The sequence below is a fragment of the Streptococcus pseudopneumoniae genome (assembly GCF_001068775.1).
In the GTDB taxonomy this organism is placed as follows: domain Bacteria; phylum Bacillota; class Bacilli; order Lactobacillales; family Streptococcaceae; genus Streptococcus; species Streptococcus pseudopneumoniae_N.
In genome coordinates, this window is record NZ_JWAJ01000153.1 from 21366 (window position 1) to 48103 (window position 26738).

Sequence of the window (26738 nt, forward strand, 5' to 3'; positions counted from 1 at the left end):
AAGTAAGAACATTCTTTTAGTATGTGGAATTAGTCATTTGAGTTAACTGTTTCCAATTTATTTTTTGATTTAATCATGATTTTACCATTGCTAGTCATGACGGCTTTGAGGTTTTTCTCGCTTGGATTTTCAAGGTAGTAGTCTGTAATCGCATCTTCGATATAATCTTGGATTGTACGACGGAGTGGGCGAGCTCCCATTTTTGGATCGTAGCCAAGGTCTACGAGTTTCTCCTTAACCTTATCTGTTACATCCAAATGGATGTTATTACTTGAGAGTCGTTTATTGACATCATCTAACATGAGGTCAACGATTTGAAGGAGATTTTCCTTGCTGAGAGCCTTGAATTCGATAATGCCATCAAAACGGTTCATAAATTCTGGACTAAAGAAGTTGCCTAATTCCCCAAGGACAGAGTTAGTACGGCCTTCTCTAGCAGCACCAAATCCAACACTAGCTTCTGCCTTACCTGTACCTGCATTTGAGGTCATAATAATGATAGCGTCTTTAAAGCTGACAGTACGCCCTTGGCCGTCCGTTAAGCGCCCGTCATCTAAGACCTGAAGGAACATATGCATGACATCTGGATGGGCTTTTTCAACCTCATCTAGGAGGATCAGTGAGTAGGGGTTACGACGAACTTTTTCAGTCAATTGTCCAGCTTCATCATAGCCTACGTATCCCGGAGGGGCACCAACGAGTTTAGCAACGCTGTGTTTTTCCATGTATTCACTCATATCAAAGCGAATCATGCTATCAGCAGAACCAAAGAGTTCGATGGCCAGTTGTTTAGAAAGTTCTGTCTTACCGACACCGGTAGGACCAACAAAGAGGAAGCTACCAATTGGACGGTTTGGAGTACCGAGTCCGACACGGTTACGACGGATAGCCTTAGCAATCTTATCTACAGCGTCGTCTTGGCCAATAACATGAGCCTTGAGGTCATCTGCTAGATTGATAAGTTGAGACTGTTCTTTTTCTTTCAAATCACCAACTGGAATATTAGTCTTTTGCTCGATGATGTGTTCGATTGTCTTTTCGCTGATGATTGGAGTATCCTGATCCGTTACCTTGGTCTTTTGCATTTCCTTATATTTGGCAATCTGGTCACGGAAGTAGGCTGCTTTTTCAAAATCTTCATCGCGGGTTGCTTGTGCCTTGAGATTTTCTGCTTCGATTAAGCGTTGGTCGATGACCTTAGGATCTACAAAGTTCAAGGTTAAGTTCATTTTTGAACCAGCTTCATCTAGAAGGTCAATAGCCTTGTCTGGCAAGAAACGATCTTGGATGTAGCGGTTAGAAAGGGTAGCGGCAGCTTCGATAGCCCCATCAGTATAGTGAACATGATGGTAATCTTCGTATTTCTTTTGGATACCTTTCAGGATAATAATGGTTTCTTCAACGGTTGGTTCATCAACTTTAACAGGTTGCATACGACGTTCAAGGGCAGCATCTTTTTCGATGATGCGATATTCATTGAGGGTAGTAGCACCAACAAGTTGGAGTTCGCCACGAGCAAGAGCTGGTTTTAGGATATTTCCTGCATCCATATTCCCTTCTCCTGCTGAACCAGCACCGACAATTTCATGAATTTCGTCAATGAAGAGAATAACATCCTCGCGCTCACGAATTTCTTCCATGAGTTTTTGCATGCGCTCTTCAAACTGACCTCGGATACCTGTTCCTTGAACAAGGCTAACGACATCTAAGCGGATGACTTCTTTACCTTGAAGCTTATGGGGAACATCACCGTCAACAATTTTCTGAGCTAAACCTTCGACAACAGCTGTCTTACCAACACCAGGTTCACCGATAAGAACAGGATTGTTTTTAGTTCTGCGGTTGAGGATTTCAATGACACGGATAATCTCTTCGTCACGGCCAATTACAGGGTCAATATTTCCACGACGGGCAATCTCAGTGACATTGATACCATATTCATCCAAGAGTCCTTTTTCCTGGATTGGTGGTGGGGTTTGGGCAGGACCACGATTTTGGACACCATAGCCACCATTTCCACCGTATCCACCCCCTGACTGGGTTGGGGGGATATTGTTGTTATTAGAAGAAGGTCTAAAGTTGTTGAGATCGTTAAAGAAGTCTCCAAAGGGATCAAAATCACGGTTGTTTAAATCTGTAATGCCCTTGAATAAGCTATTGTTAGGATCTGTTTTGATAATTTTGTAGCAATTTTGGCAAAGATCGATTTGCTTTTGTTGTCCATTGAGATTGGTATAAAGATGAATTGTTGAGTCATTGATTTTACAGTTTTGACAGAGCATACCGCCACCTCATTTCTTTCTTAGTTTTGACTAAATCTAAAAGGTCAAAAATAGTCAAACAAGTATATAATTTAATTATATCATGATTATTGGGCAATTCAAGTAAAAAGATTGGATACTAGCACTATAAATAGTAGAGCGCTAATCATGAGAAAATCTTGATAGTAAGAAAAAAATCCTATTTGTCATACAAAAAGGATTCTCGTTGGTGAAAGGCGGTGGGACAGAAATCGATAGACAAAGTCTCGATTTCGTAGTCCCAGCCCCGCGAAGATGATTAGGAGTTTTGGGAGTCTAAAAGACGAACGAAAAGTCCAATCAGCTACCGCGTCAAAGTTTGATTGCTAATAAAAAGTGAGGTCGGGATCTTTTTATTAGCCTCTGTATATCTATCATTAGTATAGAAGTTCGTAGATTTCCATCGCAATCAAGTCGATGCTATCAAAAGTATATGTTTCACGAGCTTCAACATCACGAAGAGTAAAGATTGGGCCATTTTCTTCATCATGGTTAAAAGCAACTTCAGCTACAACAACTCCCTCGCGCTCAAAGTTACGTTTTAAGTTACCACCATCTTTTGTCATTGCTTCTAGGCGGTTGATGATTCTAACCAAATGTGATTCCATTTTGATTCTCCTCCATTTCTTATCGTTACTATTTTACCATAAAGAGTATCTACTTGACTAGGAAAAACTAAGATTTCTCGCTATTTCTGTTTTCTTTGAAATTTTATTGAAAATATCAGGAAAAGAAGTTGCATTTTTATGCAAAATATGTTATCCTTATACAAGTTTTAAGTTAGAAAGTAGTGTATCTATGAATTTTTCTTTTTTACCTAAATATCTGCCATATTTTAATTATGGTGCTCTCGTAACGGTCTTGATTTCTGTTTTGGTTGTCTTTTTGGGAACAATTTTAGGGATAGTCTTGGCTTTTGCTCAACGTTCTAAAATGAAGCCCTTAGCTTGGCTTGCCAATGTTTATATTTGGATTTTCCGTGGAACACCTATGATGGTACAGATCATGATTGCTTTCGCCCTTATGCACATCAATGCTCCGACAATTCAGATTGGAGTTTTGGGAGTTGATTTTTCACGTTTGATTCCAGGGATTATCATTATCTCTATGAATAGTGGTGCCTATGTATCAGAAACAGTTCGTGCTGGTATCAATGCAGTACCTAAAGGGCAATTAGAGGCGGCTTACTCTCTAGGGATTCGTCCTAAAAATGCTATGCGCTATGTCATCTTGCCACAGGCTATCAAGAATATCTTGCCAGCCTTGGGGAATGAGTTTATTACCATTATCAAGGATAGTTCACTCTTGTCAGCAATCGGTGTCATGGAATTGTGGAATGGAGCTACTACGGTGTCAACAACCACCTACCTACCTTTAACTCCACTCTTATTTGCGGCCTTTTACTACTTGATTATGACCTCTGTCTTGACACTAGCCTTGAAAGCTTTTGAAAATCGTATGGGACAAGGAGAGAAAAAATAATGACTGAAACGCTTATAAAAATTGAAAACCTTCATAAAAATTTTGGGAAAAATGAAGTTTTAAAAGGAATTGATCTGGAGATTAAAAAGGGAGAAGTTGTGGTGATTATCGGACCGTCAGGTAGCGGGAAGTCAACCCTCCTTCGCTCCATGAATCTCCTCGAAGAAGCGACAAAAGGCAAGGTCATCTTTGAAGGAGTGGATATTACGGATAAGAAAAATGACCTCTTTGCCATGCGTGAAAAGATGGGAATGGTATTCCAACAGTTCAATCTCTTTCCAAATATGACAGTAATGGAAAACATCACGCTTTCTCCTATTAAGACAAAAGGCGAAAGTAAGGAAGTTGCTGAGAAGAGAGCCCATGAGCTTTTGGAAAAGGTTGGTTTACCAGATAAGGCAGATGCTTATCCACAAAGTTTGTCTGGTGGACAGCAACAACGTATTGCTATCGCTCGTGGTCTTGCCATGGAACCAGATGTCCTACTCTTTGATGAACCGACTTCTGCCCTAGACCCAGAAATGGTAGGGGAAGTACTAGCAGTTATGCAAGAACTTGCTAAGTCAGGAATGACCATGGTCATCGTAACGCATGAGATGGGCTTTGCGCGTGAGGTAGCAGACCGTGTCATCTTTATGGCTGACGGTGTTGTTGTCGAAGACGGAACTCCAGAGCAAGTCTTTGAACAAACCCAAGAACAAAGAACCAAGGATTTCTTGAGTAAGGTTTTGTAAGAATATCGTAATCTAGAAAAGCTCGATAAGGGCTTTTTCTTATAGTTTCAGACTATAAGATCTCTTAGGTAAGAAGTGTTAGAGGGACAAGTATATTTTTGATATAATAGAAGATATTTGTTAGAAAAGAGAAAACACATGACACAGATGATTGATGGGAAGGCCTTGGCGGCCAAGTTACAGGGACAATTGGCTGAAAAGACTGCGAAATTGAAAGAAGAGACAGGCTTGGTGCCTGGTTTGGTCGTTATTTTAGTCGGAGAAAATCCAGCCAGCCAAGTTTACGTTCGTAACAAGGAACGTTCAGCTATTGCAGCAGGATTCCAGAGTGAAGTTGTGCGAGTTCCTGAAACAATTACCCAAGAGGAATTGTTGGATTTGATTGCCAAATACAATCAAGATCCAGCTTGGCATGGGATTTTGGTGCAGTTACCATTACCAAAACACATCGATGAAGAGGCTGTTCTACTAGCCATTGATCCAGAAAAGGATGTGGATGGTTTTCATCCGCTTAATATGGGACGCCTTTGGTCTGGTCACCCAGTTATGATTCCTTCAACTCCTGCTGGTATTATGGAAATGTTTCATGAGTATGGGATTGACTTAGAAGGCAAAAATGCTGTCGTTATTGGTCGTTCCAATATTGTTGGGAAACCCATGGCCCAGTTACTGTTGGCTAAGAATGCAACTGTAACCTTGACCCACTCTCGCACCCACAATCTAGCCCAAGTAGCTTCTAAAGCAGATATTCTAGTAGTAGCAATTGGTCGTGCTAAGTTTGTGACTGCTGACTTTGTCAAACCTGGAGCAGTTGTCATTGATGTGGGGATGAACCGAGATGAAAATGGCAAGCTCTGTGGCGATGTTGACTATGATGCTGTTGCACCAATTGCTAGTCATATCACCCCCGTACCTGGTGGAGTAGGACCTATGACCATTACTATGCTGATGGAGCAGACTTATCAGGCTGCATTGCGTAGCTTGGAAAAAAACTAGGTTTATAGGTTGCTAAAATGAATCATCAGAGTGGCAGTTAAACCAAAAGGTTGAATAGCAATATTTCTACCTTTTTTTGTCTATTGTAAAGACGGTTCTGTCAATTGAAGCTTCTTTTTATCTACTTTGTAGTATAATGAAGTAGAGGTGATTAGATGATTGTAAAAGTTTGTAATGCAGATTATAGTCTCCAGTGGGATGGAATCTATCAATTTGCTCTTGAAAACTATCCTCAGATTCAAGAATGGGAATTGGAGAAGCTAGCAAAGTTTATTGCTTATGAACAGGACCATCATCGTCAGACCATTGTGGAATGTGAGGATCTCGAATTAAATAAACAAATTCATGATTACTTGCAAGAGCATAGCTTTTTTCCTCCCTACAGACCAAGTCATCGCCTTGTAGCTTCTACTTATGATATTCAGAGGAAGTTGGTTACTTCAAATTATTGTAGTCATACTTGTACAGTTGAAGTGGCTCAGGCTATTTTTCAGACTGGAAAACTCATGTCGGCGGTAAAAGTATTTGGTAAAAGTGGGGCTGAACTAGTTACAGATAGTCGTAATGCAGCTTCTGATCCAGCAGACTATTTTGACTATATCATGTTTGGATGGTCTAATACGACTTCGGGTTACCGACTCGCTATGGAGCGTTTGTTAGGACGGGCACCGTCTGAGGAGGAATTGCAAGAAAAGTTCATTCCTGGCGTTAGTTTTTATTTTCTGTATGAAGAATTAATTCAAGCACCAGGTTATATCTTTGATGGCTATCATGTTGCGAAGGTAAGAGATAGGTTAGATTTGGATACCTTTCTTCATTTGTGTGTTATTCCTTCAAAAGATAAGGCTTGTTTTGAAGATTTGATTCCTTGTCAATTACAAGATAGAGTGATTTACCTAGACTATGAGGGAGAAGGGTTACAGGCTTGGAATACCAAGGTTAATCAAGTACTACATGGTAAGGATAAGTTGAAGGAGTAGTGTATGAAAGAGATTGATCAAGCTCTACTGAAAAAAAGTAATCATCGATCGTCCTCGTTCTAGTCATAAAGGAGACTACGGTCGTCTTCTCTTGATCGGAGGAACGTATCCCTATGGGGGAGCGATTATTATGGCTGCTTTAGGGGCGGTTAGAAGTGGCGCAGGCTTGGTGACAATAGCAACGGATAAAGAGAATATTCCAGCTCTGCATAGCCATCTGCCGGAGACTATGGCTTTTGACCTTGGTGATAAGCAATTGCTGGAGCAACAGTTGCAGAAAGCTAATATTGTCTTGGTCGGACCTGGACTAGTGGATGATGAGTGTGGAGAAGAGCTTCTCCAAACAGTCTTTCATCATTCAAATCAAGATCAGACCCTCATACTGGATGGTGGTGCCCTATCTATTTTAGCGAAGGTTGAAATGAAATTTCCTAAGGCTCAGCTTGTTTTAACGCCTCACCAAAGGGAATGGCAAGTCTTGTCAGGCTTAGATTTGACTTCCCAAGGAACTGAGGAAACAGGGGAGGCCTTGAAGAGATTTCCTTCAGGAACGATTCTAGTTCAAAAAGGTCCTGCGACTCGAATTTGGCAAGCTGGTCAAACTGATTGTTATCAGTTGAGTGTTGGAGGTCCCTATCAGGCGACTGGAGGAATGGGAGATACCTTAGCTGGGATGATTGCTGGTTTTGCTGGTCAATTCCCACAAGTTAGTCTCTATGAAAGAGTGACGGTAGCGACCTATCTACATTCAGCAATTGCTCAAGAATTGGCTGAGGACAACTTTGTAGTTCTGCCAACCACGATTAGTCAACATATCCCAGCATTCATGAAGAAAATACAAAAAGACACCTGATTTTTTCAGGTGTCTTTTGATAATTAGAAGAGGCCTTTGACCTTGTCTACAAGACCGTCAAGTCCTTCTGATCCTGAAACCAAATCTTGTGCTTGGCTTAGGTACTCACCGAGTTGATCTTTATTTTCTTCAACAAATGTTTTTGCTGCAGAAAAATCTTTGTTCTCAATGAGTTCTTTTACTTGATTAAACAAATCTAATGGGTTCATGATGTCCCTCCTTTTCTACATTTCTATTCAATCATTTTTTAGAAAAACTTGCAAGAAACTTGCCACTTCTAACAAAGTTCATGGATGTCAAATTGTGTAAATTTTGATATAATTTTTAATGATGAATTTTAGAAATGATCGGTATGTGGTCGTAGATTTAGAGGCGACCAGTACCGGAAGCAAGGCAAAAATTATCCAAGTGGGAATCGTGGTCATTGAAAATGGCGAGATTGTTGACCAATTTGCAACGGATGTCAATCCCCACGAACTCTTGGATTCTCATATCAAAGAATTAACGGGCTTGACCGATCAGCGACTGGCAGAGGCACCAGAGTTTTCTCAGGTTGCTGGAAAAATTTTTGACTTGGTCAAGGACGGTGTTTTTGTTGCGCACAATGTCCAGTTCGATGCTAATTTGTTGGCGGAATTCCTCTTTTTCGAAGGCTATGAATTGCGCACTCCCCGTATCGATACAGTCGAGTTGGCTCAGGTATTTTATCCTCAACTTGAAAAATACAATCTGGGGATTCTCTGTCAAGAGTTGGGAATTTCACTAGAAAAAGCCCATACTGCCCTATCAGATGCCCAAGCCACAGCAGAGCTCTTTCTCTGTATGCGACAAAAGATGTTTGGACTGCCAAAAGGCTTATTGGAGCGCTTGTTAAGTTTGTCAGATGGTTTATTATATGAGTCTTATCTGGTCATCGAGGAAGTTTATCAGAAGCAGTCCATCCTAGTTGAACATGACTTGGTAGAGGTGCAAGGTTTATTTTTAAGAAAAGAAAAGCCAGCCCTTTCTCCACGTAAACTATCTAAAGATTTCCAAACCAATATTGCCTTGTTGAATTTGGAAGATAGAGCTCCACAAGCTAGCTTTTCTCAAAAGGTTCAAGATTTTCTACAGAATGAGAAAATTGCTTTTGTGCAAGCTCAGACTGGAATTGGGAAAACCTACGGCTATTTGTTACCCGCTTTATCACTAGAAAACGAAAAAGGAATTCTCCTCAGTGTTCCTACTAAAGTTCTACAAAATCAAGTCATGCAAGAAGAGGCTCGTAGATTGGAAGAGGTCTTTCACCTTTCGATTCATAATCTTAAAGGACCACAGAATTATCTAAAACTAGATGCCTTTCATGCAGCGCTAGAGGAAGACGAATCCAATCGCTTGTACACACGTTTTAAGATGCAACTTCTAGTTTGGTTGACCGAAACAGAAACTGGAGATTTGGATGAGATTGGACAACTTTATCGCTACCAGCAGTTTTTACCAAACTTGGTACATGATGGGAATCTTCCCAAAGCTTCTCTCTTTTGGTTAGAGGATTTTTGGAGACGGGGGCAGAAAAAAGCTCGCTCTTGCCAGCTACTTGTGACAAATCATGCTTATCTCGTTACCCGACTTGAGGATGATCCCAGTCTACTAGAGGGCCGTCTCTTGATTTTGGATGAGGCCCAGAAGATCTTACTAACATTGGAAAGTCTTTTACAAAAGAGTTTCGTTTTAAACGACATAGTAGACCAGCTAGATCAAGCTCTAGTTCGAGAAGAAGGGACGCTTCAGAGACGCTTGATGGAGAGTATTCGCTTTGAGCTTTGTCATTTGATGGACCAGTTCCTATCTGGCAAACGAAGAATGTGCCCAGCGACAACAATGGCACAACTCCAACAGGATTTCTCAGAGTTAGAAGTTCAAGTTTTCCGGGATTGTCAGCGATTTTTCTGCACTGATGGAGAATTTTGGCTATCAGCCTCAGACTTGTCTAGCAAGAAGGTTGTCATTTCTTCCAGTCGCAATCAACGTCTGCTCTTTTCTGAGATTTTTCCAGAGAGTTGTCAACTCTTAGCTGTCTCTGCAACCTTGGAAATTAGTAGCAGAGTATCTTTGCCAGAACTAATGGGATTCCCGCATGCAGCCTTTGCCAGACTGGATGAGAATTTTCAAGAAAATCAAGAAATTTTGGTTGTCAAGGATTTTCCATTGGTGACTGAAACCTCTCAAGAAGACTATGCCCAGGCTCTTGTAGAAGTGCTGGAAGATTTGTCTTATCTTGAAGAACCCATGCTTGTTTTATTCACTTCAAAAGACCTTTTGTTGCAGGTATCAGATTCTTTATCTCTTTCTCATTTAGCCCAGTATAAGAACGGGGATCCTGCTCAACTCAAGAAACGATTTGAAAGAGGAGACTCTCAACTCTTGCTAGGGACAGGAAGTTTTTGGGAGGGAGTTGATTTTGCGACTCACCCTCGAGTGATTGAAGTGGTGACACGCTTGCCCTTCCAAAATCCAGAAGATCCCTTTACGAAAAAAATGAATCAGGAACTGCGTCTTGAAGGGAAAAATCCTTTCTACGACTATCAACTGCCAATGGCTATTATTCGCCTCAAACAAGCGATAGGTAGAACCATGCGTCGTCTAGGGCAACGCTCCTCTGTCCTTATCTTGGATAGCCGAATGACAAGCAAGCGATATGGAAAGCAGATTGGCAAGGCCTTGTCACAGACTAGTCGAGTCAGAGAAGTTGGCAAAGAGCAAATATTCTCAAAAGTTCAAGAATTTTTACACAAAAAATAAAATAAACATCTGAAAGAATGAAGGAGACCTTTATGAAACGTTCTCTCGACTCTCGAGTCGATTATAGTTTGATTCTACCAGTATTCTGTTTGCTGGTGATTGGAGTGGTAGCTATTTACATTGCTGTCAGCCATGACTATCCACATAATATCTGGCCTATTCTCGGTCAGCAACTAGCTTGGATCGTATTGGGAATTTTTATCAGCTTTGTAGTCATGTTCTTTAATACAAAATTTTTATGGCAGGCGACTCCCTATCTTTATGCCCTAGGTCTAGTCCTCATGGTCTTACCCTTGGTTTTCTATAACCCTAGTTTGGTCGCAGCAACGGGAGCAAAAAACTGGGTATCAATCGGTGGAGTGACGCTTTTCCAACCTTCCGAATTCATGAAAATTTCCTATATTTTGATCTTGGCTCGGGTCATTGTTCAATTCACACAGAAACACAAGGAAAGTGAACGAACGATTCCTTTAGACTTCCTCTTGATACTGTGGATGATTATCTTCACGCTACCAGTTTTAGGTTTACTGGCCCTGCAGAGTGACTTAGGAACAGCCTTGGTCTTTGTCGCAATCTTTGCGGGACTGGTCTTGCTTTCTGGGGTATCATGGAAAATCATCATTCCAATTTTTGTAACAGCTGTATCGGGAATTGCAGGATTTTTAGCAATTTTCATCACAAAAGATGGGCGTGCTTTCATACATCAAATCGGGATGCCAACCTATCAGATCAACCGTATCCTTGCTTGGCTCAATCCCTTTGATTATGCACAAACGACCACCTATCAACAAGCGCAAGGGCAAATCGCCATCGGTAGTGGAGGCTTGTTTGGTCAAGGCTTTAATGTATCCAATCTCCTCATTCCCGTTCGTGAGAGTGATATGATTTTTACAGTCATTGCAGAAGATTTTGGTTTTATCGGCTCTGTCCTCGTAATTACACTTTATCTTCTACTTATCTATCGAATGCTAAAAATCACTCTCAAGTCCAATAATCAATTTTATACCTACATTTCAACTGGCTTCATTATGATGCTCTTGTTCCATATCTTTGAAAATATCGGTGCGGTGACAGGTCTGCTGCCACTGACAGGGATTCCTCTGCCATTTATTTCCCAAGGGGGCTCAGCCATTATCAGTAATCTAATTGGTGTTGGTTTGCTTCTATCGATGAGTTATCAAACGCATCTAGCCGAAGAAAAGAGCGGTAAGACAAGATTTAAACGGAAGAAAGTTGTTTTGAAAAAAGTTAAATAAGGAGTAAATCATGGCTAAAGTAGCAGTTATCTTAGCAGATGGCTTTGAAGAAATCGAAGCCCTAACAGTGGTGGACGTATTACGTCGTGCCAATATTGCTTGTCATATGGTTGGTTTTGAAGCCCGAGTGACGGGATCACATGACATCCAAGTACAAGCAGATCGTGTGTTTGATGGTGATTTATCTGAGTACGACATGATTGTCTTACCAGGAGGTATGCCAGGTTCAGCTCACTTGCGTGATAATGAGCAATTGATTGCTGAACTTCAAAAATTTGAGCAAGTTGGTAAAAAAGTAGCAGCTATTTGTGCAGCACCAATTGTACTGAATCGAGCCGGTCTCCTCAAGGACAAAGAGTTCACCTGCTATGATGGTGTCCAAGAGCAAATTGCTGATGGTCACTATCGCAAGGAAACAGTAGTTGTCGATGGTCAGTTGACTACCAGTCGCGGTCCAGCAACTGCCCTTGCCTTTGCTTATAACTTAGTAGAACAACTTGGTGGAGATGCAAATGCTTTGAGAGAAGCCATGCTCTATCGTGATGTATTTGGAATAGATTAACTAAAACGAGAGGAATCTATCAATTAGGGGATTCTTCTCGTTTTTTACTGTTAAAATAGAAGGAAATCGTCGCTTTTTTGATAAAAAAATGCTATAATGAAGGGTATGAAATATCACGATTACATCTGGGATTTAGGTGGAACTTTACTTGATAATTATGAGACTTCGACCGCGGCTTTTGTGGAAACATTAGCTCAATTTGGAATTGAAGAAGAACATGATAAAGTTTACAATGCCTTGAAAGTGTCAACTGCTTTTGCGATTGACCAATTTGCCCCAACAATAGAGCATTTTTTAGAAAAATATAAGGAAAACGAAGCGCGAGAGCTTGAACATCCTGCCTTGTTTGAGGGAGTACCTGCTTTATTGGAGGAAATCTCAGACCAGGGAGGACGGAACTTTTTGGTTTCACATCGCAATGACCAAGTTTTGGATATTCTTGAAAAGACTGGTATTGCTGACTATTTTACAGAAGTAGTAACAGCTAGCTCTGGCTTTAAGAGAAAACCAAATCCAGAGTCTATGATCTATTTGCGAGATAAGTACAAGATAAGCTCTGGTATCGTTATTGGTGACCGTCCTATCGATATTGAAGCTGGACAAGCAGCAAGCTTAGCGACGCATCTCTTTGAAAATATCGTGACATTGAGACAAGTATTAGAAATGTAAGAAAAAGGGAAAAAATGACAGAAGAAATCAAAAACCAACAGGCACAGGATTATGATGCCAGTCAGATTCAAGTTTTGGAAGGTCTGGAAGCCGTTCGTATGCGTCCTGGAATGTATATCGGATCGACTTCAAAAGAAGGTCTTCACCACCTAGTCTGGGAAATCGTTGATAACTCTATCGATGAGGCCTTGGCGGGATTTGCTAGTCATATTCAGGTCTTTATTGAGCCAGATGACTCTATTACGGTTGTTGATGATGGACGTGGTATCCCTGTTGATATTCAAGAAAAGACAGGCCGTCCTGCCGTTGAAACTGTCTTTACCGTTCTTCACGCTGGAGGTAAATTTGGCGGTGGCGGTTACAAGGTTTCAGGTGGACTCCACGGTGTAGGTTCATCGGTTGTAAATGCCCTCTCAACTCAGTTGGATGTTCGTGTTCACAAAAATGGAAAAATCCATTACCAAGAATACCGTCGTGGACATGTTGTTGCTGACCTTGAGGTGATTGGAGATACAGATAAAACAGGTACAACAGTACACTTCACGCCAGACCCAGAGATTTTTACAGAAACAACAACTTTTGATTTTGATAAATTAAACAAGCGAATCCAAGAACTCGCCTTTCTGAATCGTGGCCTTCAAATCTCCATCACTGACAAGCGTGAGGGACTTGAACAAACAAGACACTACCACTACGAAGGTGGGATTGCGAGTTACGTTGAGTATATCAATGAAAACAAGGATGTCATTTTTGATACGCCAATCTACACTGATGGAGAAATGGATGACATCACAGTTGAAGTAGCCATGCAGTACACAACTGGCTACCATGAAAATGTCATGAGTTTCGCCAATAACATTCATACACATGAGGGTGGAACGCATGAACAAGGATTCCGTACAGCCTTAACCCGTGTCATTAACGACTACGCTCGTAAAAACAAACTCCTAAAAGATAACGAAGATAACCTTACAGGTGAGGATGTCCGTGAAGGATTGACTGCCGTTATCTCTGTGAAACATCCAAATCCGCAGTTTGAAGGACAAACGAAAACTAAACTTGGAAATAGTGAAGTTGTCAAGATTACTAATCGCCTCTTTAGTGAAGCATTTTCAGACTTCCTAATGGAAAATCCACAGATTGCTAAGCGGATTGTTGAAAAAGGGATTTTGGCAGCTAAGGCGCGTGTGGCAGCCAAGCGTGCGCGTGAGGTTACTCGGAAGAAATCTGGTTTAGAGATTTCAAACCTTCCAGGGAAATTAGCAGATTGTTCCTCAAACAATCCAGCTGAAACTGAACTTTTCATCGTCGAAGGAGATTCAGCGGGAGGTTCTGCAAAGTCTGGTCGTGACCGTGAATTCCAAGCGATTTTACCGATTCGCGGTAAAATCCTCAACGTTGAAAAGGCCAGCATGGATAAAATCCTTGCCAATGAAGAAATCCGTAGCCTTTTCACAGCTATGGGAACAGGCTTTGGTGCTGAATTTGATGTCAGCAAGGCACGTTACCAAAAACTCGTTATCATGACGGATGCCGATGTCGATGGAGCTCACATCCGTACCCTCTTGTTAACCTTGATTTATCGTTATATGAAACCCGTTTTAGAAGCAGGTTATGTTTATATCGCTCAACCACCAATTTACGGTGTTAAGGTCGGCAGTGAAATTAAAGAATACATCCAACCTGGAGCAGATCAAGAAATCCGTCTACAGGAAGCCTTAGCTCGCTATAGTGAAGGACGTTCAAAACCAACTATTCAGCGTTATAAAGGTCTTGGAGAAATGGATGACCATCAACTTTGGGAAACAACCATGAACCCAGAACATCGTCTCATGGCGCGTGTATCAGTTGATGATGCTGCAGAAGCAGATAAAATCTTTGATATGCTCATGGGTGACCGCGTAGAACCACGTCGAGAATTTATCGAAGAAAATGCTGTCTACAGTACGCTTGACGTTTAAAAAAATTGGGAAATAGTTCCCATGGTTTGAAAAATATGATATAATCATTACAATTGTTTCATGTATAAAAAGGAGTTTGATATGTCTGATAATCTGTTGATTATTACTATGATTGCAATCGCGGCTCTTCTGATTATTGCATATGTTGTGGCAGTTTTGTTACGCAAACGCAATGAAAAGAGGCTCGCAGTATTAGAAGAAAGAAAGGAAGAGTTGTATAACCTTCCAGTTAACGATGAAGTAGAAGCTGTTAAGAATATGCATCTGATTGGTCAAAGTCAGATTGCATTTAGAGAGTGGAACCAAAAATGGGTAGACCTATCCCTCAACTCATTTGCGGATATTGAGAATAATCTGTTTGAAGCAGAAGGGTACAATAATTCATTTCGTTTCTTGAAGGCTCAACACAAAATTGATCAAATTGAAAGCCAGATTACCCTTATCGAAGAAGATATTGCTTCCATTCGAAATGCTTTGGCAGATCTAGAAAAACAAGAATCCAAAAATAGTGGTCGTGTCTTGCATGCTTTAGATTTATTTGAAAGCCTGCAGAAAACAGTCGCAGAAGATTCTGAGAAATATGGTCAAGCGCTTCCTGAAATTGAAAAACAATTGGAGAACATCCAATCTGAATTTTCTCAATTTGTGACGCTAAACTCTTCAGGAGATCCAGTTGAAGCAGCAGGGATTTTGGATAATGCTGAAAATCATATTCTCGCTTTGACACATATCGTAGAGAGAATTCCAGCAATTGTTACTAAACTAACGACTGAACTTCCTGATCAACTTGAAGATCTAGAGGCTGGCTATCGTAAGTTGCTTGATGCCAACTATCACTTTGTAGAAACTGACATTGAATCTCGTTTGCAGTTATTGTATGAAGCATTGAAGAACAACCAAGAAAATATTAAAAAATTGGAATTGGACAATGCTGAATATGAAAACACTCAGATTCAAGAAGAAATCAATGCTCTCTATAATATTTTCACACGAGAGATTGCTTCTCAAAAAGTTGTTGAAAACTTGTTGTTAACACTTCCAACCTATCTTGACCACTTAAAAGACAACAATCAAGTCTTGGTGAAAGATATCGAGCGTTTGAGCAAGACCTACTTGATGGCTGAGAGTGATGTAAATCATGTTCGTCGTCTTCAAGTGGATTTGGATTCCCTAGAACTTACAGTTAGCGATTTGACTTCAGAACAAGAGGAATATTCTGATGCTTATTCTGTATTGGAAGAACGTTTAGAAAATGTTCAAGCTACATTAAAAGAAATTGAAGATGATCAAGTTTCAGTTAGCGAACGTCTGGTGCAAATTGAAAAAGACGATGTCAACGCTCGTCAAAAGGCAAATGTTTACGTCAATCGCCTCCACACGATCAAACGATACATGGAAAAGAGAAATCTTCCAGGAATACCACAGAGCTTCTTGAAATTGTTCTTTGCAGCTAGCCACAGTACTGAAGACTTGCTGGCAGAGTTAGAACAGTCACAAGTCAACATTGAGTCTGTCAACCGTATTTTAGAAATTGCAACTCACGATATGGAAATTCTGGAAACAGAAACATACAGCATCGTACAACATGCTACCTTGACTGAACAATTACTTCAATACTCTAACCGCTACAGATCATTTGATGAAGGGATTCAACAAGCCTTCCACGAATCTTTAGAAATCTTTGAAAATGCCTTTGATTATCAAGCATCTTTCGAAAAGATTTCCCAAGCTTTGGAAGTTGCTGAGCCAGGTGTAACAAACCGCTTCGTTTCTTCTTATGAAAAAACAAGAGAAACTATTCGTTTCTAAACAAAAGAAAGTCCTAGGGAGATCTAGGATTTTTCTTTTACCTTTCTTTTCCTAAAAAATGGACATTTTCCTATTTATCATTGAAATTATAGGCATGATTTGATATGATAAGACTATGACAAAAAAAAGAACAAGCCATAAAGTAAACGACAGAAAGAGAAGAAAATTGTGGATTATTGTGGGGCTTCTATTCTTCACAATCTTAACATTAGGAGCAGGTATTGCTTATAAATTCTTGACGAAGCAAGCTTTTGAGCAAAAAATTGAAGCACTGAAAAAAGAAAAAGATGATTCCTATTCACAAGGAAGTCAGAAAGATCATTTTCGTAAAGGGCAGGCAGAAATCATCACCTACTATCCTATGACGGGGGACAAGGTCATTACCCCTGTTCAGGATATCATTGTAAAAGATATCACGGATAAGGTAGAAGATAAGGAAGATTTGATCTTTTACTACTCTGAGAAAGATTCTTCTGCTATCAAAGGTGTGGAGAGTCATCTTGTGAAAAAACAGGTCTATGATTTGAGTAATTCTACTGTTGTAGAATTAGAAAATACATCATTAGATCAGCTTTATCTTAAGGAAGATGGGACCCTGTTTACTTTAGATCAGCTCTTTACAGATGCTAGCAAAGCCAAAGAAACATTTCTTGAGAATATCAAGTCAACGCTCCAAGATAAAAAGCTTGAACAAACTCTTGTTGATCAAGTAATAGCCGATTTTTCAGCTACCGATTTATCATCTTGGAAGTTCGCTTACAAAGATAGTCAATTGGTGTTATATCCAGTCAAAGCAACTAATAATGTAGAAGAAATAGCTTTGCCTATTTCAGACTTCTTTGATGTTATCCAATCGTCCTATCTAACTGAAAAGGATGCAGAACTTTATAAGAAGGCTCAGGCTGAGAAAAATAAAAAAGTAGTAGCTCTTACCTTTGATGATGGACCGGACGGAAATACAACACCACAGGCATTGGATATCTTAGCTAAATACAAGATTAAAGCAACTTTCTTTGTCCAAGGAAAGAATATTGCAGGTAATGAGTCGATTCTTAAACGTATGCAGTCTGAAGGTCATGAAGTTGGAAACCATAGTTGGAATCACCCAATTTTAACGAAACTGTCACTGGAAGATGCTAAGAAACAGCTCACAGATACCGAAGACGCTATTACAAAAGTTCTTGGAAAAAGTTCTAAATTGATGCGTCCGCCATACGGTGCAATCTCAGATGATATTCGCAATAGCCTTGATTTAAGCTTTATTATGTGGGATGTGGATAGTTTGGATTGGAAGAGTAAAAATGAAGCTGCGATTTTGACAGTAATTCAGCGCCAAGTGAGCAATGGATCTATCATTTTAATGCATGATATTCATCAAACATCTGTTAATTCACTACCCAAAGTAATTGAGTATTTGCAGGGACAAGGCTATAGTTTTGTGACTGTATCAGAGCTGCTGAGTGCTCGTTTGAAGCCACATGAGATTTATTATTCTCGTAATCAATAGATTGTAAGTCGGCAAAAATAGAAAAAATTAAAAAAAGATAGTTTTAATCTTGACAAGTAGGGGAAAACTTGATATCATATAAAAGTTGAGAAAAGCAGAAGTGAGAACTTCTCGCCTTGCGACTAACGTTGTCTGGCCCCTACGGATCAAATTTCAGAAATGAAATACAATCATGTAGTGCGGGTTTGCGTTAGCAAGTCCGCTCTTGTTTTTCTCTAAATTAAAAAAAGAGGTGAAAACCATAGCAAAACAAGACTTATTCATCAATGATGAAATTCGTGTACGCGAAGTTCGCTTAATCGGTCTTGAAGGTGAGCAATTGGGTATCAAACCACTAAGCGAAGCGCAAGCACTTGCGGACGAAGCTAATGTGGACTTGGTTCTCATTCAACCTCAAGCTAAACCTCCTGTTGCAAAAATTATGGACTACGGCAAGTTCAAATTTGAGTACCAGAAGAAACAAAAAGAACAACGCAAAAAACAAAGCGTTGTGACCGTGAAAGAAGTTCGTTTGAGCCCTGTTATCGACAAGGGAGATTTCGAAACTAAACTTCGCAATGCTCGCAAGTTCCTTGAAAAAGGGAACAAAGTGAAGGTATCCATTCGCTTTAAGGGGCGTATGATCACCCATAAAGAGATTGGTGCAAAAGTTTTAGCCGAGTTTGCTGAAGCAACACAAGATATTGCTATCATCGAACAACGTGCTAAAATGGATGGTCGCCAAATGTTCATGCAATTGGCGCCAGCAACTGACAAAAAATAATTGTCAGAAAGTTAAATAAAGGAGAAAAAATCATGCCAAAACAAAAAACACACCGCGCATCAGCTAAACGTTTCAAACGTACAGGTTCTGGTGGACTTAAACGTTTCCGTGCTTACACTTCTCACCGTTTCCACGGAAAAACTAAAAAACAACGTCGTCATCTTCGTAAAGCATCTATGGTGCATTCAGGAGATTTCAAACGTATCAAAGCAATGCTTACTCGCTTGAAATAATAGCCTAACAGTAAGTAAACAATTCTAGGAAATATTTGGAGGAAATAAAACATGGCACGTGTTAAAGGTGGCGTTGTATCACGCAAACGTCGTAAACGTATTCTTAAATTAGCAAAAGGTTACTATGGAGCTAAACACATCTTGTTCCGTACTGCAAAAGAACAAGTAATGAACTCTTACTACTATGCATACCGTGACCGTCGTCAAAAGAAACGTGACTTCCGTAAATTGTGGATCACACGTATCAATGCGGCAGCTCGTTTGAACGGACTTTCATACTCACAATTGATGCATGGTTTGAAATTGGCTGAGATCGAAGTTAACCGTAAAATGCTTGCTGACTTGGCTGTTAACGATGCAGCAGCTTTCACAGCTCTTGCAGATGCAGCTAAAGCAAAACTTGGTAAATAATTATTCATAAGACTGGTGCAAGTTTGTCCCAGTCTTTTTTAAACAAAGGAGAAAAAATGGCTTCTAAAATGCTACACACTTGTTTGCGAGTAGAAAATCTTGAAAAATCAATCGCTTTTTATCAAGATGCTTTTGGTTTTAAAGAATTACGTCGTAGAGACTTTCCAGACTATGCTTTCACTATTGTTTATCTTGGACTTGAAGGTGATGATTATGAATTGGAGTTGACTTACAACTATGATCATGGACCTTATGTTGTCGGTGACGGTTTTGCTCACATTGCCCTAAGTACACCTGATCTTGAGGCTCTTCATAAAGAACATAGCGACAAAGGCTATGAAGTAACAGCACCTAATGGACTTCCAGGGACTCAACCAAACTATTACTTTATCAAAGATCCAGATGGATACAAGGTAGAAGTGATTCGTGAAAATTCATTATAGTTCCTATCGAGTAGCTTGTATGCTACTCTTTTTTAGAATTTGTGGTAGAATGAAAGAAAAAGAATGGAGGCAAAGTCATGAAAGTTCATGTAAAAGATGATTTTTGGCAACTATTTCCAGATGCTCAAATCTCTGTATTGGTGGTAAAAGGTCTCAACAATACTATTGATGAGAGTGAGGATCCCTATTTTAAAGCTTTACTAGATGAAGGAACCCAAAAAGCCCGGACTTTTATACCAGATGATAATTTCACTCAGAATGAAGTGATTCAAGAATGGCGTCAGGCATTCACAAAATTCAAAACAAAAAAAGGTGCTCGTTCTTCTATTGAAGCCTTATTAAAGCGTGTGAGTCAAGGAAGAGAATTTAATCCAATAAATCCTTTGGTAGATATCTATAATAGTGTTTCACTTTCTTACGCTGTTCCTTGTGGGGGAGAGGATTTAGCTAAGATTGTTGGTGACTTATGTCTTGGGAGAGCTCAAGGGAATGAATCCTTCTTTCCACTAGGGGCTGAAAGTGATGCTCCTGCCTTAGCTGATGAAATGATTTATTTTGATGAACAAGGTGCGGTTTGTCGGTGTTTAAACTGGCGTGAAGCCCAAAGAACCATGTTAACAGAAGAAACCAAAGATGCTGTTTTAGTCATTGAAGCTATCAATGAAGAACAGGCATCACGAGCTCGGGAAGCAATGCTAGAATTACATACTAAAATTGAGGAATATTTCGGTGTTAGTGGCAAGATCAGTCACTTGACAGCTACAAATCCTATCTTGGAAATAGAATGATAAGTGAGAATCACGGTTAATTTAACTGTGGTTCTTTTTTCTACAAGGGAAGAAAGAAATTGTTTTTCTATTTTTTAAAATGGTATAATATAAGGAGAAAAAGGGAGGTGATAGCGAGTGATTGCACAACTTGATACAAAAACGGTTTATAGTTTCATGGAGAGTATGATTTCCATTCAGAAGTATGTTGACCAAGGGAAAGCATACGGTTACTCAGCACTTGGAATCATGGATATTGATAATCTCTATGGAGCTTATTATTTTATCAAAGAGTGCCAAAAGCAAGGGATCCAGCCCTTATTAGGTCTTGAGATGACCGTTCATCATAAGGAAGAACTGATTAATCTGCGCTTTCTAGCCCTATCAAATCATGGTTATCGAAATCTCATGAAGCTTTCGAGTCAAAAAATGACAGGTAAAAAGGAATGGACTGATTTTTCTCCCTATCTAGAAGATGTTTGTGTTATTGTTCCCTATTTCCATGAAATAGCTCACTTAGATTTGGGACATGATTATTATATCGGAGTGTATCCAGATACAGCTCAGTCGAATTTTTCTCGACCAATTCTCCCTCTTTATCGTGTTAATTCTTTCGAACCTGAGGATTTAGAAACACTTCAAATGCTCAAGGCGATTAAGGAAAATGTGACCTTGCGAGAGGTGGATGTTCAATCGCAACAAGGCTTGTTTTTACCTGCTGACCGTCTTGAACAATTTTTTGTAGAAAAATTTCCAAAAGCTTTAGACAATCTATCTGAACTGATTGGAGCAACTACTTATGAGATTGATAATAGTCTCAAGCTTCCTCGCTTCAATCCAGAGAGACCAGCTGTTGAGGAATTGCGTGAAAGAGCTATTAAGGGCTTGGAACTGAAGGGCTTATTAAATTCAGTTTATCAGGCTCGTTTAGAAGAAGAGCTATCTGTGATTCATGACATGGGATTCGATGACTATTTCTTGGTTGTCTGGGACCTCTTACGTTTCGGTCGTTCTCAAGGATATTATATGGGTATGGGACGTGGATCTGCAGTTGGAAGTCTAGTGGCCTATGCCTTAGATATCACTGGTATCGACCCTGTAGCTAAAAATCTCATCTTTGAACGCTTTTTAAATCGTGAACGTTATACCATGCCCGATATCGATATTGATATTCCCGATATCTATCGTCCTGAATTTATCCGCTATGTTCGTGACCGTTATGGTAGTATTCACGCTGCTCAGATAGTCACCTACTCAACCTTTGGTGCTAAACAGGCCGTCAGAGATGTTTTTAAACGCTATGGTGTACCTGAGTATGAATTAACGGCTATTACCAAAAAAATTGGTTTCAAAGATACCTTAACAAGTGCCTATGAAGGGAATCTAGGATTTAGACAACTGATTCAAGGTAAGATTGAGTACCAAAAGGCTTTTGAAATTGCTAAAAAGATAGAAGGATATCCTCGGCAAACTTCCATCCACGCTGCTGGTGTCGTGATTAGTGATAAAAATCTAACGGACTATATTCCTCTTAAGTATGGTGAGGATATGCTCATTACCCAGTATGATGCGCATGGAGTTGAAGGAAATGGCTTGCTCAAAATGGATTTCTTGGGCTTACGAAACCTAACTTTTGCTCAAAAAATGCAGGAGCTCTTATTTGAAACTCAAGGAATTCAGCTAAGGATTGAGGAAATTGACCTTGAGGATAGGGAAACTTTAGCCCTCTTTGCAGCTGGGAAGACCAAGGGAATTTTTCAGTTTGAACAACCTGGTGCTATTCGCTTATTAAAGCGCGTGAAACCAGAAAGCTTTGAAGAAGTAGTGGCAACGACTTCCCTCAACAGACCGGGGGCGAGCGACTATATCGATAACTTTGTGGCTCGAAAACATGGCAAAGAAAAGGTGACAGTTCTTGATCCTGTGCTAGAAGATATTTTAGCTCCTACCTATGGTATCATGCTCTATCAAGAGCAGGTTATGCAAGTAGCCCAACGCTACGCTGGCTTTAGTCTTGGAAAGGCCGATATTTTACGTCGCGCCATGGGGAAAAAGAATGCTGCGGAAATGCATCAAATGCAAGAGAGCTTCATTCAAGGTGCACTCGAAAAAGGTCATGGAAAGGAACAGGCTCAGCAGGTTTTTGCTGTCATGGAAAAATTTGCTGGTTATGGTTTCAACCGATCGCATGCTTATGCTTATGCGGCTTTAGCCTTTCAGCTTGCCTACTTTAAAACACATTACCCAGCAATCTTTTATCAGGTCATGCTCAATTATGCAAGTGGAGACTATATCCTCGATGCTCTTGAAATGGGTTTTGAACTAACACCACTCTCTATCAATACAATCCCATATCAGGATAAATTGACAGACCAGACTATTTACTTGGGACTTAAGAGTATCAAGGGGATGCCTCGAGATTTTGCCTATTGGATCTTAGAAAATCGTCCTTTTACAAGTGTTGAAGATTTTGTCACACGATTACCCAAAAATTATCAAAAGATTAGCCTCTTAACTCCCCTAGTCGAGATTGGTTTATTCGATAGTTTCGAAAAAAATCGCCAAAAAATCTTATCCAACTTACCTACTTTATTTATTTTTGTGGAAGAATTGGGTAGTTTATTTGCAGATAATAGCTACAATTGGCTTGAGAGTGAGGATTTTACGCAAGTCGAAAAGTTCCGTAAGGAACAGGAGTGGCTTGGAGTAGGTATCAGTCCGCATCCTTTATTGATCTTAGCAAAGAATCCTTTGTACCCAATTGTGAGTTTGTCTGAACTATTTGAAGGACAGACAGCTACAGTACTCGTTGAGATTCAGTCTATCCGAGTAATCAGAACTAAAAAAGGTGAAAACATGGCTTTTCTGAAAGTTAGTGATAGTAAAACGAAGCTTGAAGTCACAGTTTTTTCTGACCAGTATCGCCAATTTAAAAATCTCTTACATGAAGGAAGATTCTACTACCTTAATGGAAAAGTACAGGCAAGAGATGGTCGGCTTCAATTAGTGTTAAATAATCTAAAAGAAGCAGTGAGTGAACGATTTTGGATACAGGCTGCTGATCATGAACATGATACTGAAATTTATCATATTTTAGAGCAATATAAGGGAGAAATTCCAGTCATCATTCGCTACGAAAATGAACAAAAAAATGTCCTTTTACCGAGTTATTTTGTTGCAAAAGATGTTAGTTTACAGGAATCTTTAAGTCAGATAGTTATGAAAACGATTTATCGTTAAAAATCAATGAAAATAAAAGAATTTTAACTTTAATTATGGTATAATCAGTTAGAATGTTAAAAGAAAAAGGAGCAAAACCAAATGAAACGTATTGCTGTTTTGACTAGTGGTGGAGACGCCCCTGGTATGAATGCTGCTATCCGTGCAGTAGTTCGTCAAGCAATCTCAGAAGGAATGGAAGTTTTTGGTATCTATGATGGATACGCTGGTATGGTTGCTGGTGAGATTTATCCACTTGATGCTGCTTCAGTAGGAGACATCATTTCACGTGGTGGTACTTTCCTTCACTCAGCTCGTTACCCTGAGTTTGCAAAACTCGAAGGTCAACTTAAAGGGATTGAGCAGTTGAAAAAACACGGTATCGAAGGTGTCGTGGTTATCGGTGGTGACGGTTCTTATCATGGAGCTATGCGCTTGACTGAGCATGGATTCCCTGCTATCGGACTTCCGGGAACAATCGATAACGATATCGTAGGTACTGATTTCACAATCGGATTTGATACTGCAGTTACAACTGCGATGGACGCCATCGATAAGATTCGTGATACATCATCAAGTCACCGTCGTACTTTCGTAGTTGAAGTAATGGGACGTAATGCCGGAGATATCGCTCTTTGGGCAGGTATTGCCACTGGTGCTGATGAAATTATCATCCCTGAAGAAGATTTCAAGATGGAAGACATCGTAGCAAGTATCAAAGCTGGATATGAACACGGTAAGAAACACAACATTATCGTTTTGGCAGAAGGTGTTATGTCAGCGGCAGAATTTGGTCAAAAACTAAAAGAAGCTGGAGATACAAGCGACCTTCGTGTAACTGAACTTGGTCACATCCAACGTGGTGGATCACCAACTGCTCGTGACCGGGTATTGGCGTCACGCATGGGTGCACATGCTGTTAAACTCCTTAAACAAGGAATCGGTGGTGTCGCTGTTGGTATTCGCAATGAGAAAATGGTTGAAAATCCAATTCTTGGAACTGCAGAAGAAGGAGCTTTGTTTAGCCTAACAGCTGATGGCAATATCGTTGTTAACAACCCTCATAAAGCTGACCTTGAACTTTCTGCTTTGAACAAGAGCTTGTCATAATCAACTTTAACTAAACTGGTAAAATGACCATGAAAGGTCAAATTATATAAAGGAGTCACAAAAATCATGAACAAACGTGTAAAAATCGTTGCAACTTTGGGTCCTGCGGTAGAAATCCGTGGTGGTAAAAAATTCGGTGAAGACGGATACTGGGGTGAAAAACTTGACGTTGAAGCTTCAGCTAAAAACATTGCTCAATTGATTGAAGCAGGAGCTAACACTTTCCGTTTCAACTTCTCACACGGTGACCACCAAGAACAAGGTGACCGTATGGCAACTGTTAAACTTGCTGAAAAACTTGCAGGTAAAAAAGTTGGTTTCCTTCTTGATACTAAAGGACCAGAAATCCGTACTGAATTGTTCGAAGGTGAAGCTAAAGAATACTCATACAAAACTGGTGAAAAAATCCGTGTTGCAACTAAACAAGGTATCAAATCAACTCGTGAAGTGATTGCTTTGAACGTTGCTGGAGCACTTGACATCTATGATGATGTTGAAGTTGGTCGTCAAGTATTGGTTGACGATGGTAAACTTGGTCTTCGTGTTGTAGAAAAAGACGATGCAAGTCGTGAATTTGTTGTTGAAGTTGAAAATGACGGTGTTATCGCTAAACAAAAAGGTGTAAACATCCCTAACACTAAAATTCCTTTCCCAGCTCTTGCTGAACGTGATAACGCTGATATCCGCTTCGGTTTGGAACAAGGTATCAACTTCATCGCGATCTCATTCGTACGTACTGCAAAAGACGTGAATGAAGTTCGTGCAATCTGTGAAGAAACTGGTAACGGTCACGTTCAATTGTTCGCTAAAATCGAAAACCAACAAGGTATCGATAACTTGGATGAAATCATTGAAGCTGCTGACGGTATCATGATCGCTCGTGGTGACATGGGTATCGAAGTACCATTTGAAATGGTTCCAGTTTACCAAAAAATGATCATTACTAAAGTGAACGCTGCTGGTAAAGTTGTTATCACTGCAACAAACATGCTTGAAACAATGACTGAAAAACCACGTGCAACTCGTTCAGAAGTATCAGACGTATTTAACGCTGTTATCGACGGAACTGATGCTACAATGCTTTCAGGTGAGTCAGCAAATGGTAAATACCCACTTGAGTCTGTTCGTACAATGGCAACTATCGATAAGAATGCTCAAACTCTTCTTAACGAATATGGACGTTTGAACTCAGATTCATTTGAACGTAACTCTAAGACAGAAGTTATGGCTTCAGCAGTTAAAGATGCTACAAACTCAATGGACATTAAATTGGTTGTAACTCTTACTAAGACTGGTCACACAGCACGTTTGATCTCTAAATACCGTCCAAATGCTGATATCTTGGCATTGACATTTGACGAATTGACAGAACGTGGATTGATGTTGAACTGGGGTGTTATCCCAATGTTGACAGAAACGCCATCATCAACTGATGATATGTTTGACATTGCTGAACGTAAAGCAGTTGAAGCAGGTCTTGTAAAATCTGGTGATGATATCGTTATCGTTGCAGGTGTGCCACTTGGTGAAGCAGTTCGTACTAACACAATGCGTATCCGCACTGTACGTTAATCTAATATTAAAAAGCCTATCATATCAAGCTTTCTAGCTTGTGTGGTAGGTCTTTTTTTGTGACGAGGGGCAAAAATATATAGTGGTTTGAAATGCAACTTCTACCTGCTTTGAAGCCCCCTCATGTCATTGTCATGGACAATGCAAGTTTTCATCCCAAGAAGATTTTATAGTCAATTGAAACAAGAGCAGGACAAAAGAGCCTCGAAAAAAGTATTGCAACTTGGCAACATCTTTTTGAGATGCTTTTTGATATGGGCCCATTTCTTCTCAATAGGATTGTACTCAGGTGAGTAGGGAGGCAGTGGTAAAAGTTTATGCCCAAATTCT

23 protein-coding genes, 1 pseudogene and 1 other annotated feature are annotated in these 26738 nt (G+C 40.0%); of the genes and pseudogenes, 20 read left to right on the top strand and 4 right to left on the bottom strand.

What is annotated here, in order from left to right; genetic code table 11:
- Nucleotides 1-29: 29 nt before the first annotated feature.
- Nucleotides 30-2282, bottom strand: coding sequence for an ATP-dependent Clp protease ATP-binding subunit (locus ADF68_RS10000; protein ID WP_049549690.1), 2253 nt, complete (start codon nucleotides 2280-2282; stop codon nucleotides 30-32).
- 395 nt (nucleotides 2283-2677) lie between these two features.
- Nucleotides 2678-2908 carry a DUF1797 family protein gene (locus tag ADF68_RS10005; protein WP_000443576.1) on the bottom strand — a complete coding sequence of 77 codons (231 nt, stop codon included), beginning with the start codon at nucleotides 2906-2908 and terminating at the stop codon, nucleotides 2678-2680.
- Nucleotides 2909-3098: 190 nt separating this feature from the next.
- On the opposite strand from ADF68_RS10005, the gene ADF68_RS10010 reads away from it, so the two are divergent.
- The 5 genes and pseudogenes from ADF68_RS10010 (at nucleotide 3099) to ADF68_RS10030 (ending at nucleotide 7345) form a co-directional block, all read left to right on the top strand.
- A complete protein-coding gene (locus ADF68_RS10010) occupies nucleotides 3099-3782 on the top strand; it encodes an amino acid ABC transporter permease (RefSeq protein WP_049549691.1) in 684 nt (227 codons plus the stop codon).
- Complete coding sequence (locus ADF68_RS10015) at nucleotides 3782-4516, top strand: amino acid ABC transporter ATP-binding protein (RefSeq protein WP_049502721.1); 735 nt, start codon at nucleotides 3782-3784, stop codon at nucleotides 4514-4516. The genes ADF68_RS10010 and ADF68_RS10015 overlap by 1 nt, the downstream gene beginning before the upstream one ends.
- A gap of 138 nt (nucleotides 4517-4654) precedes the next feature.
- Complete coding sequence (locus ADF68_RS10020; protein WP_049549692.1) at nucleotides 4655-5512, top strand: bifunctional methylenetetrahydrofolate dehydrogenase/methenyltetrahydrofolate cyclohydrolase; 858 nt, start codon at nucleotides 4655-4657, stop codon at nucleotides 5510-5512.
- A gap of 155 nt (nucleotides 5513-5667) precedes the next feature.
- The gene (locus tag ADF68_RS10025) at nucleotides 5668-6492 is read left to right on the top strand and encodes a hypothetical protein (protein WP_049549693.1); all 825 of its coding nucleotides are present in this window, start codon (nucleotides 5668-5670) and stop codon (nucleotides 6490-6492) included.
- 3 nt (nucleotides 6493-6495) lie between these two features.
- Nucleotides 6496-7345, top strand: a pseudogene (locus tag ADF68_RS10030) (NAD(P)H-hydrate dehydratase).
- Nucleotides 7346-7368: 23 nt separating this feature from the next.
- Here ADF68_RS10030 and ADF68_RS10035 read toward each other — a convergent pair.
- Nucleotides 7369-7554 (bottom strand): hypothetical protein, encoded by a 186-nt coding sequence (locus ADF68_RS10035; RefSeq protein WP_049549694.1) that lies wholly within the window; start codon nucleotides 7552-7554, stop codon nucleotides 7369-7371.
- 118 nt (nucleotides 7555-7672) lie between these two features.
- Between ADF68_RS10035 and ADF68_RS10040 the strand changes: the two genes are divergently transcribed.
- The 15 genes from ADF68_RS10040 (at nucleotide 7673) to pyk (ending at nucleotide 26408) form a co-directional block, all read left to right on the top strand.
- A complete protein-coding gene (locus tag ADF68_RS10040; RefSeq protein WP_186823211.1) occupies nucleotides 7673-10126 on the top strand; it encodes a bifunctional DnaQ family exonuclease/ATP-dependent helicase in 2454 nt (817 codons plus the stop codon).
- A gap of 32 nt (nucleotides 10127-10158) precedes the next feature.
- Nucleotides 10159-11382 carry an FtsW/RodA/SpoVE family cell cycle protein gene (locus ADF68_RS10045; protein WP_049549695.1) on the top strand — a complete coding sequence of 408 codons (1224 nt, stop codon included), beginning with the start codon at nucleotides 10159-10161 and terminating at the stop codon, nucleotides 11380-11382.
- Nucleotides 11383-11392: 10 nt separating this feature from the next.
- Entirely contained in the window at nucleotides 11393-11944 is a 552-nt protein-coding gene (locus ADF68_RS10050; RefSeq protein ID WP_049549696.1) for a DJ-1 family glyoxalase III, read from the top strand.
- A gap of 105 nt (nucleotides 11945-12049) precedes the next feature.
- Nucleotides 12050-12613, top strand: coding sequence for an HAD family hydrolase (locus ADF68_RS10055; protein ID WP_049549705.1), 564 nt, complete (start codon nucleotides 12050-12052; stop codon nucleotides 12611-12613).
- 14 nt (nucleotides 12614-12627) lie between these two features.
- On the top strand, nucleotides 12628-14574 hold the full coding sequence (gene gyrB / locus ADF68_RS10060) for a DNA topoisomerase (ATP-hydrolyzing) subunit B (RefSeq protein ID WP_000134067.1): 1947 nt from the start codon (nucleotides 12628-12630) through the stop codon (nucleotides 14572-14574).
- 81 nt (nucleotides 14575-14655) lie between these two features.
- Nucleotides 14656-16383 (top strand): septation ring formation regulator EzrA, encoded by a 1728-nt coding sequence (gene ezrA / locus ADF68_RS10065; protein WP_049549697.1) that lies wholly within the window; start codon nucleotides 14656-14658, stop codon nucleotides 16381-16383.
- A gap of 115 nt (nucleotides 16384-16498) precedes the next feature.
- The gene (gene pgdA / locus ADF68_RS10070) at nucleotides 16499-17890 is read left to right on the top strand and encodes a peptidoglycan-N-acetylglucosamine deacetylase PgdA (protein WP_049549698.1); all 1392 of its coding nucleotides are present in this window, start codon (nucleotides 16499-16501) and stop codon (nucleotides 17888-17890) included.
- An 86-nt stretch (nucleotides 17891-17976) separates the two neighbouring features.
- Nucleotides 17977-18107 (top strand) — a sequence feature (ribosomal protein L20 leader region).
- 15 nt (nucleotides 18108-18122) lie between these two features.
- On the top strand, nucleotides 18123-18653 hold the full coding sequence (infC, locus tag ADF68_RS10075; protein WP_000848177.1) for a translation initiation factor IF-3: 531 nt from the start codon (nucleotides 18123-18125) through the stop codon (nucleotides 18651-18653).
- A gap of 32 nt (nucleotides 18654-18685) precedes the next feature.
- Nucleotides 18686-18886, top strand: coding sequence for a 50S ribosomal protein L35 (rpmI, locus tag ADF68_RS10080; RefSeq protein WP_001125942.1), 201 nt, complete (start codon nucleotides 18686-18688; stop codon nucleotides 18884-18886).
- Between the two features lie 51 nt (nucleotides 18887-18937).
- Complete coding sequence (rplT, locus tag ADF68_RS10085) at nucleotides 18938-19297, top strand: 50S ribosomal protein L20 (RefSeq protein WP_000124830.1); 360 nt, start codon at nucleotides 18938-18940, stop codon at nucleotides 19295-19297.
- Nucleotides 19298-19353: 56 nt separating this feature from the next.
- A complete protein-coding gene (locus ADF68_RS10090) occupies nucleotides 19354-19740 on the top strand; it encodes a VOC family protein (RefSeq protein WP_000157160.1) in 387 nt (128 codons plus the stop codon).
- Nucleotides 19741-19817: 77 nt separating this feature from the next.
- Nucleotides 19818-20528, top strand: a complete 711-nt coding sequence (locus ADF68_RS10095) for a B3/B4 domain-containing protein (protein ID WP_049549699.1) — start codon at nucleotides 19818-19820, stop codon at nucleotides 20526-20528.
- 117 nt (nucleotides 20529-20645) lie between these two features.
- Nucleotides 20646-23747: a DNA polymerase III subunit alpha gene (locus tag ADF68_RS10100; protein ID WP_049549700.1), complete on the top strand. Its 3102-nt coding sequence runs from the start codon at nucleotides 20646-20648 to the stop codon at nucleotides 23745-23747.
- Nucleotides 23748-23828: 81 nt separating this feature from the next.
- The gene (gene pfkA, locus ADF68_RS10105) at nucleotides 23829-24836 is read left to right on the top strand and encodes a 6-phosphofructokinase (RefSeq protein WP_049549701.1); all 1008 of its coding nucleotides are present in this window, start codon (nucleotides 23829-23831) and stop codon (nucleotides 24834-24836) included.
- Between the two features lie 66 nt (nucleotides 24837-24902).
- Nucleotides 24903-26408, top strand: coding sequence for a pyruvate kinase (gene pyk, locus ADF68_RS10110; protein ID WP_049549702.1), 1506 nt, complete (start codon nucleotides 24903-24905; stop codon nucleotides 26406-26408).
- A 173-nt stretch (nucleotides 26409-26581) separates the two neighbouring features.
- Here pyk and ADF68_RS10725 read toward each other — a convergent pair.
- Nucleotides 26582-26738 (bottom strand): transposase (locus tag ADF68_RS10725; RefSeq protein ID WP_193388991.1); only part of this gene is annotated, 157 nt, incomplete at its 5' end.